The sequence below is a fragment of the Catellatospora vulcania genome, assembly GCF_009720385.1.
In the GTDB taxonomy this organism is placed as follows: domain Bacteria; phylum Actinomycetota; class Actinomycetes; order Mycobacteriales; family Micromonosporaceae; genus Catellatospora; species Catellatospora vulcania.
This window is the reverse complement of sequence record NZ_WARX01000001.1, coordinates 1,382,170-1,396,682: the sequence shown is the minus strand read 5'-3', so window position 1 is coordinate 1,396,682 and position 14,513 is coordinate 1,382,170. Positions and strand designations below refer to the sequence as shown.

At 70.8% G+C, this 14,513-nt stretch carries 11 protein-coding genes; 1 reads left to right on the top strand and 10 read right to left on the bottom strand.

Annotated elements, in window-relative coordinates; all coding sequences use genetic code 11:
• Nucleotides 1-24: 24 nt before the first annotated feature.
• The 10 genes from F6W97_RS25450 to F6W97_RS25405 all read right to left on the bottom strand — a co-directional run bounded on the left by F6W97_RS25450 (nucleotide 25) and on the right by F6W97_RS25405 (nucleotide 12,683).
• Entirely contained in the window at nucleotides 25-1,206 is a 1,182-nt protein-coding gene (locus tag F6W97_RS25450; protein WP_155372901.1) for an alpha/beta fold hydrolase, read from the bottom strand.
• 13 nt (nucleotides 1,207-1,219) lie between these two features.
• Entirely contained in the window at nucleotides 1,220-2,170 is a 951-nt protein-coding gene (locus tag F6W97_RS25445) for a chlorinating enzyme (RefSeq protein WP_155372900.1), read from the bottom strand.
• A gap of 27 nt (nucleotides 2,171-2,197) precedes the next feature.
• Entirely contained in the window at nucleotides 2,198-3,979 is a 1,782-nt protein-coding gene (locus F6W97_RS25440; RefSeq protein WP_155372899.1) for an amino acid adenylation domain-containing protein, read from the bottom strand.
• Nucleotides 3,980-4,050: 71 nt separating this feature from the next.
• Nucleotides 4,051-5,007, bottom strand: a complete 957-nt coding sequence (locus F6W97_RS25435) for a DUF6039 family protein (RefSeq protein WP_155372898.1) — start codon at nucleotides 5,005-5,007, stop codon at nucleotides 4,051-4,053.
• A gap of 154 nt (nucleotides 5,008-5,161) precedes the next feature.
• Nucleotides 5,162-7,573, bottom strand: a complete 2,412-nt coding sequence (fabD, locus tag F6W97_RS25430; RefSeq protein ID WP_230686949.1) for an ACP S-malonyltransferase — start codon at nucleotides 7,571-7,573, stop codon at nucleotides 5,162-5,164.
• A gap of 2 nt (nucleotides 7,574-7,575) precedes the next feature.
• Entirely contained in the window at nucleotides 7,576-8,346 is a 771-nt protein-coding gene (locus tag F6W97_RS25425) for an enoyl-CoA hydratase-related protein (RefSeq protein ID WP_155372897.1), read from the bottom strand.
• Nucleotides 8,347-8,348: 2 nt separating this feature from the next.
• Nucleotides 8,349-9,560 (bottom strand): hydroxymethylglutaryl-CoA synthase family protein, encoded by a 1,212-nt coding sequence (locus F6W97_RS25420; protein ID WP_230686948.1) that lies wholly within the window; start codon nucleotides 9,558-9,560, stop codon nucleotides 8,349-8,351.
• A 21-nt stretch (nucleotides 9,561-9,581) separates the two neighbouring features.
• On the bottom strand, nucleotides 9,582-10,481 hold the full coding sequence (locus tag F6W97_RS25415; RefSeq protein WP_155372895.1) for a DUF6039 family protein: 900 nt from the start codon (nucleotides 10,479-10,481) through the stop codon (nucleotides 9,582-9,584).
• A 73-nt stretch (nucleotides 10,482-10,554) separates the two neighbouring features.
• Nucleotides 10,555-11,871, bottom strand: coding sequence for a cation:proton antiporter (locus F6W97_RS25410; RefSeq protein WP_155372894.1), 1,317 nt, complete (start codon nucleotides 11,869-11,871; stop codon nucleotides 10,555-10,557).
• An 89-nt stretch (nucleotides 11,872-11,960) separates the two neighbouring features.
• The gene (locus tag F6W97_RS25405) at nucleotides 11,961-12,683 is read right to left on the bottom strand and encodes a Crp/Fnr family transcriptional regulator (RefSeq protein WP_155372893.1); all 723 of its coding nucleotides are present in this window, start codon (nucleotides 12,681-12,683) and stop codon (nucleotides 11,961-11,963) included.
• Between the two features lie 388 nt (nucleotides 12,684-13,071).
• Here F6W97_RS25405 and F6W97_RS25400 point away from each other — a divergent pair, with 388 nt between their 5' ends.
• Complete coding sequence (locus F6W97_RS25400) at nucleotides 13,072-14,334, top strand: cytochrome P450 family protein (protein ID WP_155372892.1); 1,263 nt, start codon at nucleotides 13,072-13,074, stop codon at nucleotides 14,332-14,334.
• Nucleotides 14,335-14,513: the final 179 nt, after the last annotated feature.

Sequence of the window (14,513 nt, the reverse complement as noted above, 5' to 3'; positions counted from 1 at the left end):
CGACTTCTCCGTTCGTGCGTCGTTTCAGCGCTGGGCGTGCCGGCGTAGGAAGCCGGTGGCGACCTCGTCCAGGCGGCCGCCCATCTTGAACAGCGACAGGTGATTGCCGTGCGGCTCGACCTGCAGGACCGCGTCCGGCAGCCGCGCCGCGACGTGCTTGGAGCCCAGCGGATTCGCCGTGTTGTCGTCGTCGCTGGTGACCACGAGGGTGGGTTGGGGCACGTGGTCCAGCAGCGGGCTGACGTCGATGTCGGTGATGGCGCCGTTGACCCGGCAGTAGCGGTAGAACAGCTCGGGGGTGGCGAACGGGTAAAGCACCAGGTGCGCCATGTCCAGCGGTGCGCTGCCGAGCATGGTCTGCAGGAAGACGGAGTGGACCGCGGCGGCGGCCTGCCGGCTCTCCGCAGCCATCGCCATGAGGGCCTGGATGTTGCGGTGGTGGTCCAGTTTCGGGGAGTCGGGTCCGAGCTCGTAGGCGCCGTGCCACAGGCTCAGCGACGAGATCCGCTCGGGCCGTCGCCCGGCCGCGGCCAGGCCGACGACGCTGCCGCCGCAGAAGCCCATCAGGTGGGCGGTACGCAGGCCGAAGTGGTCCATCACCGCGAAGACGTCCTCGGCCTGCGCACCGGCGTCGTACGCCAGGTCGTCGAACTTCTCCTGGGGCCGGAACAGTCCCCGGCTCTCCCAGGTGACCACGAAGTGGTCCCGGCCGAGCCGGGTGAGCCAGGGCTCACACAGTTCGGCCGGCATGCCGCAGGCCGAGGCCAGCACGATCGCGGGGGCCGACGGGTCGCCGGCGGTGTAGACCGGCAGCAGGGCGCCGTCGTCGGCCACCACGTCGACCGGCGAGCGGTACCGGTCGAAGCTGCCGGCCACGGTATCCGCCACGATCTTGTCGACGTCACCGGCGAGTTCGGCCGGGACGTCCAGGGCGGCTGCGCCCAGCAGCGGTTCCAGCCAGCGGTGGATGACCACCTCGAAGGCGTCCGTCTGGTCGGCGCCGGCCTCGGGGTCGGCGACGAGTGCGACGCCCAGGTTCCGGGCGATGTGGGTCAGCAGCTCGCCCGGCCCGAGGTGGCCGGCGGTGCGGGCGCCGGCCGGGACCGGCACCCGCACGGGACGTTGCAGGGCTCCGACCAGCGGCGCCAGCGCGCGCACCGCGTCCGCCAGGGCCGCCACGGCCGGCCGTGCCTCATCGATGGTCATCGGATCCGTCGCCTCAGCGGACCGTGAACGGGTGGCCGGTGTTGGTCTCGGTGACCATCCGGTTGTGGTCGTAGTCGTTGTCGCCCGCGACGAGCACCGCGCCGTAGTTGTCCAGGGACACCGCGCCGCCGTACTCCTCGATGATGTCGGTGTCGGGGTAGATCTGCACGCAGGTGGGCACGTAGCGGGCGGCGAACCCGAGCCGCATCTCGTCGGTCTTGCCGCTGTGCGGCCAGGAGGCGTGCATCAGCGTGGACCAGAACATGATGGCCTCGCCGGGTCGCATCACCATCGAGACGGCCTTGGACTCGTCGGGCTTCCAGTTCGGGTCCTTCTGCAGCTCCCGGTAGTCGTAGCCGAAGAAGCCGCGGCGGATGCCCTCCTTGTCCATCTGGTTGATGGCGTCGGGCTCGTACTCCATCTTCTTGGTCTCGTCGTAGTTCATCTGCTCGTGCGTGCCGGGGATGAACTGCAGGCAGCCGTTGTCCTCGTTGGCCTCGGTCAGCGCGGCCCACACGGTGATGGTGCCGCCGAACTCCTTGAACTCGTCGGGCCAGAGGATCTGCGGCTTGCCGGAGGCGTTGGCGAACGTGTCGGCCTGGTGCCAGTCGGTACCCTCGTCACCGGGGTACTTGGGGAAGAACTCGGTGCGCCAGCACAGCACGTCGGGGCCGAGGGCGCCGCGGACGCGGTCGACGATCTGCGGGCGCATGATGTGGTCGGCCAGGAACGTGTTGTCCAGGTGCCGGTCGTAGTTGGAGATGTTGGTGTTGCCCGACTGGGCGGCCTCGTCCTGGTAGACGGCGTTGCTGCGGTCGAGCAGGCGCAGGCGCTCCTTGCGCCAGATCGCCTTCATCTCCTCGATCTCGTAGACCTTGAACGGGCCGAAGTAGCCGTTGCGGCGGAAGCTGTCGAGCTCTTCGGGACTCAGGCTGAACGATTCGCGGGCCGGGGCGTCAGACATTGCCGTTCCTCTCCTTGGATGTGGGGGTCACGCCTGCTCGTCGATGCAGGCCGCCAGGCAGGCGACCGTCGCTTCGTCGAGTTCGGCGCCGGTCAGCGACGTGTGGCAGCGCTGGTTGACGGAGGCGATGATGCGCATGAACGCCAGCGAGGTGGCGCCGCAGTCGAACAGGTCGTCGTCGAGGCCGATGCCGCCGCGGGCGAGCACCTCGGTGACGATCTCGGTGACCAGTGCCTGGGTGGCGGTGAGGCCGGCGGCCTGCGGCGAGTCGGCCGGGGCCTCGCGGTAGGCCAGGCCGCGCAGCGCCTCGCGGTCGACCTTGCCCTGCGGGGTGAGCGGCACCTCGGCGATGAGCCGGTAGCGCGACGGGCGCATGTGTTCGGGCAGGGTCGCCGCGCACCGCGCGGACAGGTCCGCCACCAGCGTGGCCAGCTCACCGTCGGGGATCTCGCGGCCGGGTGCGGCGACCAGGTGGGCCAGCAGCCGCACGTCGCCGTCGCCGAAGTCCTCCGGCGCCACGATGGCCGAGGCCACGCGGGGGTCGTCGACCAGCAGCGCCTCGATCTCGAACGGCTCGACCCGGAATCCCCGGATCTTGATCTGGTCGTCGGCGCGGCCGAGGTAGACGTATCCGCCGTCGGCGGTGCGCCGGGCCAGGTCGCCGGAGCGGTAGACGCGGGCGTCGCCCAGGGTCGTGAAGCGCTCCGCGGTCAGCTCGGGGCGCTGGTGGTAGCCGCGGGCGACGCCGGTGCCGCCGACGTACATCTCGCCCACGCCGCCGTCGGCCACCGGCTGCCCGGCGGAGTCGAGCAGGTGGATGCCGTACTCCGGCAGGGCGTCGCCGATCGGGCTGGCTCCCGGCTCGTCCAGGTCGGCACCGGTGATGCGCCGGTGCGTGACGTGCACGGTGGTCTCGGTGATGCCGTACATGTTGATCAGCACAGGGTTGTCGGGGTAGCGGGCGAACCACGGCTCCAGCGCCTTGACGTCCAGGCGCTCGCCGCCGAAGATCACCAGCCGCAGCGCCAGCCGTCCCTCGGGGTGGGTCAGCTCCTCGGCCACGAGCCGGCGGAACGCCGACGGCGTCTGGTTGAGCACGGTGACCCGCTGGTCGACCAGCAGTTTGCGCAGCAGCGCGGGCGAGCGGGCGGTGTCGGTGTCGACGACGACGAGCCGGCCGCCGAACAGCAGCGCGCCCCACACCTCCCAGACGGAGAAGTCGAAGCTGAGGGAGTGGAACAGCGTCCACACGTCGTCGTCGCGGAACCCGACGAGGTCGGTGGTCTGCTCGAACAGCTTCACCGCGTTGCGGTGCTCGATCAGCACGCCCTTGGGGGTGCCGGTGGAGCCGGAGGTGTAGATGACGTAGGCCAGGTTGTCCTCGCTCGCCGCGACCGGCGGCACCGCCGGCACCGGGGTCGTGTCGCGGTCGACGAGCAGCACCCGGGTGTCCGGCGCGGTCAGCCGGTCGGCCACGGCCGTGGTCGCCACGACCGTGGTGACGCCGCTGTCGCGGAGCAGGAACGCGACGCGGTCGGCGGGATAGCCGGGGTCGACGGGCACGTATGCCGCGCCGGCCTTGAGGATGCCGAGCATCCCCACGATCATGTCGATGCCGCGTTCGGCGCACAGCCCGACCATGTCGTCGAGTGCGGTGCCGAGCTCGACCAGGCGCACGGCGACGCCGTTGGCCCGCTCGTCGAGCTGGCGGTAGGTGAGGCTGCGGACGCCGTCGGTCACCGCGACGCGGTCGCCGGTGCGCGCCGCCTGTGCCGCGAACAGTTCATGCAGGGTCTTGCCCGAGAACATGGATCTCCCATCCGGTACGACGCATTCGGTCCCGCCGCGCGGCGTGCTCCGCCCGCGCGGCGGGAACGTGATCAGGCGCGGTCCTGGCCGCCGGCCGACTTGGTGGCGTACATGCCCCAGTGCTGCGGGGTGAGGGCCATGTCCTGGAGGCTGCCCTGCACGAACATGCGCTCCCAGCCGCCGCCGCCCTTGTCGTCGGCGATCCACTGCTTGGTGAACGCCTCGCGGGCCTTGGGGTCGACCCGCGCGCGCAGGCCCATCAGGTTGTAGTACGAGCTGAGCTGCTTGAGGTGGATGAACCAGTGGATCCGGTCGGACAGGCCGAACGCCTCCTCGTAGAGGAAGATCGTCGCCACGTCGCCGAGGCTGTCGTTCCAGGCGTCGGTCAGCGCGCGGGCGAACTGGCGGCCCTCGGCGCGGAACTCGTACTTCAGCTCGCCGGTGCGGTGCATGATGATGCCGCAGTTGGCGGAGTTGAACGACCGGTCCGGTGACTGCGAGGTCTGGTGCTGGGCGGTCGGCACCTCGAAGCGGCCGACCTCCCCCTCGGCCTGGGACACGGTGTCCGGGCGGGTGTCGGCGGTGCCGTACATGCCGAAGCTCTGCGGGATGAGCACGGTCTCCTGCAGCCCGGCGTCGAGGAACATGCGGTCCCAGGAGCCGCCGCCGCGCTCGGGCGCGATGCGCTCGCGGAACATGATCTCCCGCCAGCCCTCGTCGCGGGAGCCCATGGCCACCAGCGTCTCGTAGGCCTCCAGCGACTTGATGTGCATCAGCCAGTGGATGCGGTCCTTGACGCCGAAGGTCTCCTCGTACACGAAGACGCTGGCGACACCGCTGTACTTGGTGTTGATGTACTCCGACAGCTCGCGGGCGAACTGGCGGCCCTCGGAGCGGAACTCGGCGCGCAGCTGGCCCGTCCGCTCCATGATCACTCCGGAGTTGCCGGAGTGCAGGATGTCGTGCGCGGGCAGCGACGTCTGCTGCGCGGCCACGGCGATGGCGGGCGCGTCGTTTTCTGGTGGCATGAGGGCACTCTCCTGATCTGGGCCGAGCACGTCGATCGGCGCCGGCGCATGGTCCGTGCAATGCCGGACGAGCCGTGCTCGACCTGGCCATCCACTGCGTCAATTACGCCATTCACCGGGCGCTCAGCGCCGCTCAATATTGAACAGTTTCGATCTATTGATTGACGAGCAGGCCCATCCGCGCGCTGAGCACCTCGGCCGCGCCGCGCATCAGCCGCTCGGCGATCTCGTCGACGTGCCGCCCGCGCCAGTCCTCCAGCTCGGTGCCGCGCACGAAGCGGTTGAACGCACCCATGGCCGGGCCGGTGTGGATCTGGAAGTTCACCTTCTCGCTGTCGTCACCGTGGATCGCCGCCCGCGTCGTGTGCACGAAGTACCACCGGAACACCAGCGCCATCAGGTGCCGGGGATCGCGTTCGGCCCGGGTGACCTCCTCGGGGCGCCCGGCGGCCAGGTAGTACTCGCGGGTTTCCTTCCACACCTGGTCGAAGCCGCACCGGAAGTACGTCTCCTCGATCGTGGTGCGGGTCTGCGCGTCGATGTCGTCGAGGCCGCCGCACTGCCGGTACAGCTGCATCAGCTTGTTGGCGCGCGCGGCGAACAGCGTGCCCTTGCGCAGCACCTGCACCCGCGCCCCGGCCTCGAACATGTCGCCGGCCGGCGCGTACGCCGTGTCCTGCACGTCGCACTGCGCGAGCATCGTCTTGACCAGCGGCGAGACTCCCGCCTCCACCGAGCACTGGTTGACCGACCCGGTCACCACGAAGTCCGCGCCGAGCACGAACGCCGCCGCGATGCTCTCCGGCGAGCCCAGACCGCCCGCCGCGCCGACCCGGATCGGGCCCGGGTAGGCGTGCTGCCCGGCGATCTCGTCGCGCAGCCGCAGCATCGCCGGCATCAGCGCGTAGGCCACGCCGCCGTCGGTGTGCCCGCCGGAGTCGGCCTCCACGCAGACGTCGTCGCTGACCGGAAGTCCCAGCCCGGCCTCGGCCTCCTGCGGCGTCAGCGCGCCCTGCTCGACCAGCCTGCGCACCACGGCCTCCGGCGCCGGGCGCATGAACGCGGCGGCCACCTCCGGCCGGGAGACCTTGGCCAGCAGCCGCCGCGGCGCGACCGGCCTGCCGTCGGCCCCGCGGTACGCCCCGCTCAGCCGGTAGCGCACCAGGGCCGGAGTCAGCTGCACGAAGCCCGCCGCCTCGACGAACCTGACGTCATGGCGCAGGTACAGCTCGACCGTGCGCTCCTCGATCCGCGGATCGTGCATGGCGTGCAGCAGGTTCATGCCGAACCTGCCCTGCGGCCCGAGCTGCTCGCGCAACGTCAGCAGCGCCTGCTCCAGCCGGTCCGGGCGCAGCCCGCCCGCCCCGAAGAAGCCCATCAGGCCCGCCCGCGCCATCCGGACCACGAGCTCGGTGGACGCGATGCCCTTGTACATGGAGCCGGCGAGGTAGGCGTAACGGATGCCGTAGTCCCGGCGGAACCCCGGATCGCCCAGCCGCCCCGGATCCACCGCCGTCATGGATCGGCTGGTGTCGGGCCGGATCGCCACCTGCGACACACCGGCTTCCGGCCGGACGGCCACCACAGGTGCGGATGCGGGCGCGGATGCGGGCTCGGGTTCGCGCTGCTTGGGGACCTGCGGCGCAGGCTCGGCACGATCTCCCGGCTGCGGCGCGGCCGCGGCTGCGGCCGGCGGCTCGGCGGCGCGTTCGGCCAGCCACGTCCTGTGCTCGGCGGCCCACAGGCCGGTCAGCACCCGGCCCGGTCCCACCTCGGCGACCGTGTCGATGCCGTGTGCCATGAGGTAGCGCATGGTGTCGGCCCAGCGCACACTGTTGCGGACCTGGGCGGCCAGGGTCCGCGCCACCTCGCCCGGCGCGTACGGCCGGGCGGTCACGTTGGCGATGACCGGGATCCGCGGGTCGCTCATCGCGAAACCCGCCAGGAACTCGCCGAACCGGTCGGCGGCCTGCGTCATCTGCCGGGAGTGGAACGCCGCGCTCACCCGCAGCGGCACCACCCGGCCGGCCTTCGCCCGCGTCACCAGCTCACCGGCCCGGCGCACCGACTCCACCGGCCCCGACAGCACGAGCTGCTCGGAGGAGTTGTAGTTGGCGACGTCCACGTCGGCCACGCCCTCGTCGCGCAGCAGGTCGGGAATCCGCGACACCTGCGGCCCGACGGCCGCGGCCATCGCCCCGCCCACGGCCTGGGCCATCAGCTCACCGCGCCGGCGCACCAGGCGCACCCCGGTCTCGAAGTCGAACGCGCCCGCCGCCAGCAGCGCGTTGAACTCCCCCAGGCTGTGCCCGGCGAGGTAGCCGGGCATCGGCTCGCGCTCGGCGCGGTCCCAGAAGTGCAGCGCGTTGACGATGAACAGGGCCGGCTGCAGGTTCGCCGTGTCGGTCAGGCGGGCGCTGTCGTCGCCCAGGCACAGCTGCTCCACGGAGAAGCCCAGCACGGCGTCGGCGGCCGCGCACTGCTCGGGATACCTGCCGAACAGGTCAGCCCCCATGCCCTTGTGCTGCGCGCCCTGCCCCGGAAACACCCATGCCGTCGCTGCCACGACTATCCCTCCCAGGGGAAACGTTGCCGCCGGGCGAAGTCCGACAGGCGGCCTTTCACGTCGCCGGAGGACATGAGCCGGGCCAGCTCGCCGACCGCGGCCTGCTCGGTCTCCGCCGACATGATCCACATCCGGGCGTAGTAGCGCTTGAGGTCGGCGATCGTGCTCTCCTGCAGCTTGCTGCTGCGGAAGGTCAGCCTGCGCACCACCGGGTCGAGATCGCCGGACACCTGGTCGGCCAGGCTGCATGCCTCCGCCTGCAGCGCGGACACCGGCTGCGTGCTCAGGCTCATCGCGTACGCCTTCTGGAACCCGACCCGCCGGATCAGGAACGGCGCCACGCAGCAGGGCAGCAGCCCCCACAGCGCCTCCGGCAGGCTGAACGTGCTGCGCGGGGTGGCGAACACGAAGTCGCTGGCCGCCGCCAGCCCCACCCCGCCGCCGGCCACCCGCCCGTCCACCTTGGCCACCACCACCCGCGGGATCGTGGTCAGCCGTTTGAGCAGGCCGAAGAACGCGGCCCCGCCGCGGGTGGCCCGGTCGTGGTCGACCATGCCGTCGGCCGCGCCGACGAGGTCCATGCCGGTGGAGAACACCCCGTCGCCGCCCTCGATAACCACGACGCGGCAGGCGGCGTCGGCCTCCGCCTCGTCCAGGGCCTCGCCGAGCTCGCGCACCATCGTGTCGTCGATGCTGTTCTCGGCCTCGGGCCGGCGCAGCGTGATCGTCAGGGTCGCGTTGCGCGGCGCGGTCTCAATGGTCTCGTAGCCCATGGTCAGCTCCATCGGTAGCGGCGGTGGAAGCCCCGGATCCCGTCCAGCACCAGGTGGCCCCGTCCCGCCAGCGTCGCCTGGTAGGTGTCGGCGTAGCCGGACACGTCGGCGTCGCCGTCGGCGATGCCGGCCGCCGACTGGTTGCTGAATCGCGACAGGTGCTCGTACTCCGGCAGCGACAGCGGGTAGCGGGCGTCGAGTTGCTCGCGCAGCTTGTACGCGCCGAAGCGGTCCGGCGCCTCGGGGTCGACCACGCCGCTGAAGAACTCCGAGGCGCAGCCCGAGCCGTAGGCGAACAGGCCGATCCGGCGCGGGCGGCTGAAGTCGCCGTGGTCCAGCAGCGAGCACAGCGCCATGAACAGCCCGGCGGCATAGGTGTTGCCGATCCGTGCCGGGTACGCCAGCGACGGGGCCATCCGCGTGGTGAAGTCGTGCTGGATGTCCGGGGCGGCCAGCCGCTTGGTCTTGCGCAGCAGCTGCCGGTGGGCGCCCTGGACCATGCCGGCGAAGGGCGTGTGGAACGCCAGGTAGTCGAAGGTGTCGACGATGTCGGCGCCGTGCACCCGGGTCTGGTAGTCGGCGAAGGTGCGGTCCAGGCATTCCAGGTAGGCCAGCAGCGACAGGTCGGAGTCGCCGGCGGCCAGGTCCGAACGCGGCCGGCAGGTGTCCATCACCTCGTAGCTGTAGAGCCCGGCCGCGCCGGGGTCGAGGTCGAGGATCGCCGGGCGCGCCCCGACGAGCAGCGCGACGGCCCCGGCCCCGTGTGACGGCTCCCAGTAGGGCATGCCGGTCACCTCACCGCCGGCGTCGGCGGCGATGACCAGGGCGCGGGCGTCGGGGTTCGCGCTGGTGGCGACCAGACCCAGTGCCGTACGCAGCGCCGCCGTGCCGCCGTAGCAGGCGTGCTTGACCTCGAACGACCGGCAGCGGCGGCCCAGTTGCAGGTAGTGGTGCACGTAGGTGCTGATGGGCTTGCCGAAGTCCAGTCCCGACTCGGTGCCGACGATGACGGCCTCGATGCTGTCGCGCTCGCGGTCGCTCAGCGCGTCGACGAGCGGCCGGGCGGCGTTGACCGCGTTGGTGACCGCGTCCTCGTTGGGCAGGTTGACCGACTTCTGCTCCATCATCAGGTTGGCGAACCGCGCCATGTCCAGCCCGCGTGCCTCGAACAGCGTGCGCACATCGACGAACGCGCGCCCCGCGTACGCGGACATCGCCTCCACGCCGGCCATCGGCTAGGCCGCGGGTGCGGCGCGACCCGGCAGCGGCGCCCACAGGGTGTCGGCCATCGTGCCGTCGAGCACCGTCTCGTGCCACAGCCCGCTGCCCTCACCGGGGGCCACTTGCGAGCCCAGCAGCTCACGCATCTGCTGGTCGTGCTGGGCCAGGGCCTTGACCTCGGTGTAGGCCTCCAGGTCGGCCAGGTGGATGAGCAGGTGCAGGGTGTCCTGCTGGCCCCACATCTCCTCGTAGAGGAACGCGGTGGCCCGGCCGGTCAGCGCCTCGGTGACCCGCGCGCACCACCCGAACCAGAACTGGCGCGCCTCCTCGCGGTACTTGTACCGCACCTGCATCCGGCGGTGCACGGTCAGCGCGGAGTTGACCGAGTGCAGCAGCTGCTCGGGGGGCAGGGTGGTCTGGAACATGGCTGCCGGCTGGAAGGTGTCCAGCGTGTCGTCGTCGTCATCGTCGTGGTGGCCGAGGCCGTGCTGCGGGCAGATGATCGTCTCGCGCATGCTGCCCTCGACGAAGATGCGCTCCCAGTTGCCGCCGCCGCGCGACGGCAGCCGGTCCTTGGTGGCCACGTCGCGCCACCGCTTGGAGTGGTCGACCATCTCCAGCATGCGCTGGTAGTCGTTGGGCTGCTTGAGGTGCAGCAGCCAGTGCAGGCGGTTCTCAGTCCCGAACAGCTCCTCGAACGTGAAGATCGAGATGTGCCCGGCCTGGGCGCTGTTGATGAGCTCGACGAGCTCGGTGGAGAACTTCAGGCCCTCGTCGCGGAACTCGGCGCGCAGCTGGCCCACCCGGTGGATGAGGAAACCGGCGTTCGCGGAGTTCAGGAGCTTCTCCGCCGGAACGGAGGTCTGGTGGTACGCCGGGAGGGGCGCGAATCGCTTGCCGCCGTGCTCTGTCATCGGTGTGAGCCTTCCTGCTTACAGATATCGATCACCGCAACTGACACTAACCGCGGAATTGCCGTGATACTGCTCAATTCTGCGCAGATCGGTTGGCGTAGGCCGGCTGGTCCGACCACACCGCCATCTCGGTCTCGCGCAGGTTCTCCTCGGCGCGCTGCTCGACGCGCGCCATGGCCCAGCGCAGCATCGGCGGCGCCATGAGGGAGGTGACCACGGCGACCAGCACCACGATCGTGTACATGGTGGTGTTGAGCACGCCGATCTGCAGGCCGATGGTGGCCACGACGATCTCCACGGCGCCGCGGGCGTTCAGTCCGGCGCCCAGCGCCAGCCCTTCCCAGTGGCTGAGGCGGCTGAGCCGTGCGCCCAGGTAGGCCCCGGCGAACTTGCCCGCGACCGCCAGCGCCAGCACGGCTGCCGCGACCACGACGACCGACGGCTCGCCCAGCACCGACAGGTCCATCTTCAGCCCGGCTCCGGCCAGGAACAGCGGCGCGAACACGGCCAGCACGACGGTGCGCAGCGGGGCGAGCTTGGCCGCGACGGCGCTGCCCGACGAGCTCAGCACGATGCCGGCGACGAATGCGCCCAGCACGGCCTCCAGCCCGAGCGCGTGGCTGGCCGCGGCGCTGGCCAGGATGACGACCACAGCCACACTGATGGTCGTGCCGGACCCCTCGTCGTCGGCGGCCCGTTTCAGCGCGCGCCCCGCCAGCGGCCGGATGACCAGGGCCGCCAGCAGCAGGAAGCCGGCCAGGTAGAGCAGGCCCATCAGCAGGTGCGGCCCGTGCAGGCCGGCCACCGCCATGGATGCGACCACCGAGAGCAGCAGCCAGGCGATCACGTCGCCGACGGCTGCCGCGACGAGCGTCAGCTGCCCGACGTCGCGGTGGAGCATGCGCAGCTCGATGAAGGTCTTGGCGATCACGGGGATGGCACTGACCGCCATCACGACGCCCAGCAGCAGGGCGAATCGCAGGCGGTCGGCACCGTCGCCGACGAACTGCGACGGCAGGCCGTAACCGAGGGCGATGCCGAGCGCCAGCGGCAGCGCCATCGCGAACCCGCCCAGCACGACGACGGTCCGGCCCCGGCGGCGGATCAGCGGCAGATCGATGTGCGCGCCGGCGATGCCGATGAACAGCAGCACCCCCAGCTGCGTCACCGCGTCCATCATCCGCGCCTGGGCGGGGTCGTTCGGCCACAGCCAGCTGTGGCCGGGGACGAACCCGAGCACGGACGGTCCGAGCAGCACGCCGGTCATCAGTTCGGCGACGACGGAGGGTACGCCGATCCGGGCGGCCAGCCTGCTCAGGCAGAGCGCGACGGCGAGCAGGACCGCGACCTGAAGCGTGAAGACGAGGACAACATGGGAACCGATCGACATCTTTCGATCCTTTCGCCTCCGGAGGAGCGCCGACGTCCGAGCATCGGCCGGGAGGCGAGACCGCGACTAGCCACTATTGAGCATCATCGCTATGAGCAGTGCTCCACGAAGGCCGACAGCCGCTGCTCGTGCACGGCCAGCACCCGGGCGCGCACGTCGACCAGACCCGCCTGCCGGAACCGCTTGAGGAAGAAGCCCACCCGGGACCGCGTGGTGCCCACCATCTCGGCCAGTTCCTCCTGCGTGATCCGCGCGTCGATGTGCAGACGATAGCCGTCGCGGGCGCCGATGTGCTGGGCGAGCAGCAGCAGCCGGGCGGCCAGCCGGCGCTCGCTCTCCAGCGTGACCATGTCCACGATGATGTTCTGCTGGCTGAGCACCCGCTCGCCGAGGTGCGCCAGCAGCTGCTCGAGCTGGCCGCGCTCGGACAGCTCGGACAGGAAGCGCTGGGCGGGCACCTGGCACAGCACGGCGCGGCTGATGGCCACCGCGGTCTCCGTGCGCTGCTGGCCCAGCAGGCTTATCTCGCCGAAGACGTCACCGCCGACGAAGATCGACAGCAGGCACCGCTTGCCGGTCGCCGCGACGGCGAGCGTCTTGACCAGCCCACTGCGCACGATGTACACATCCCGGCCGGCTCGGCCGCCGGTGTAGACGTGCCCCCTGCGCTGCAGCACGATGGTCGGCGCGTCACGGAAACGATCCGTACACAACTTCTGCATCGTGTCGCGGAATTCCGCGGCGGCCGAGGACATCGGCACGTCGGGCTCGTAGTGCGGTGACGGCAGATGTGCGCGCGAAACCGGTGTCATGCGTTACCCCCGGTGGCAGAAAAGTCGTCGATACCCCTGGTCTACCCCGAGACCACCGCGCGTAATCATACATGTGAATTAATTAATGCCACAGATCGTTTTCAGATGCTTCATCAACCTTTAACCGCCCATGGCGCCTGTCCACATCCCCGCCATCGGCCGGTCGGCACGCGGCCGACCTCGAACGGGACGAGCGATCACACCGGGGTGGTCATCACGACGGCAGATGGCCGGCGCGGCAGCCGTTAACGATCGTAACCAGACGGTTCTGCTCAATTTGGAGCAGAAGCTCAGCGGCGACATCCGGCAGGATCCCCATCCTATCCGAAGGTCTTCGCGTGTAACCGGGCCGTCAGGGCCAGGCCACGCCATGGAACGGAGAATGCGGATGCCGACCCCACCCCCGTCGACCGAAGTACAAGAGCCGCCCATCCTGCCCACCGGTCCGCGCGTCGACCCATACCGGATGTATGCCGAGATGCGCGACGAAGCCGTGGTCCACCTGATCCGCGAGCCCAACGGCCTGCGCCGTCAGCTGGTGCTGCGCTACGCCGAGGCCCGCGAGGTGCTCAACGACCCCCGGTTCGCCAAGGACCCGCGCAAGCAGTGGGACCAGCTGCGCGCCGCGGGATACGTCAAGAGCGAGCAGGACAGCCGCTCGGACTACCTCTACCACCTGCTCAACACTGATCCGCCGGACCACACCCGGCTCCGCAGGCTGGTGAGCAAGGCCTTCACCTCCCGCCGGGTGGAGGAGCTGCGCCCGCGGGTGCGCGAGGTGGCCGAAGCCCTGCTGGACGGCATGGGCCACGATGTCGTGGACCTCGTGGACGTCTACGCCCACCCGCTGTCGACCACGATCATCTGCGAGATGATCGGGGTGCCCGACGGCGACCGGGGCATGTTCCGGATCTGGGCGACGGCGATGCTCACCGCGCCGGACATGGTCGTCGAAGGCGCCATGAGCCCGCAGGAGGGGCACGCGGCGATGCACGGCTTCTTCACCGAGCTGCTGCAGCACAAGCGCGCCGAGATCGCCGCCGGCACACCGCAGGGCGACGTGCTCACCGCCCTGATCGTGGCCTCCGACGAGGGTGACAAGCTCACCGAGGCCGAGGTCATCTCCACCGTGATGCTGCTGCTCAGCGCGGGCCAGGAGCCGACCGTCAACCTCATCTGCAACGGCATGCTGGCGCTGCTGTCCCACCCCGACCAGGTGGGCCTGCTGCGGGAGCGGCCCGACCTGGTGCCCTCGGCGGTCGAGGAGTTCCTGCGCTACGACCCGCCGGTGGAGCTGTCCACCATGCGGTTCGCCACCGAGGACGTCGAGATCGCCGGCCACCTCATCCCGGCCGGCAGCCAGGTCACCGTGTCCATCGCCTCGGCCGGGCGCGACGAGCGGCACTTCCCCGACCCGGACCGGCTCGACGTCACCCGCAACGACCATTCGCACCTGGCCTTCGGCCACGGCATCCACCTGTGCGTCGGCGCGCCGCTGGCGCGGCTGGAGGCGCAGGTGGCCGTCGAGGCCCTGCTGAACCGCTTCCCGGACATCGCGCTGGCGTGCGGGCGCGACGAGCTGGCGTGGCGGCCCACCCGGATCATGCGGGGCCTGACCCGCCTTCCGGTCCGGCCGATCCCGCAAAGCTGATCACTCGGGTGCCGCCCGGCAGCACCGGGCGGCACCCGACGGCCCCCGGACGGGCATCGCGCAGCGGAAGACAGCACGGCCGCGCGCTGTGCCGCCCGGTGCGTCGGTCGACGCGGGGGGCGGCACGGCACGCGGCCGTCACAGGCGCCCGGCCGGCCGCCGGACCCCGAGTCGTTTCG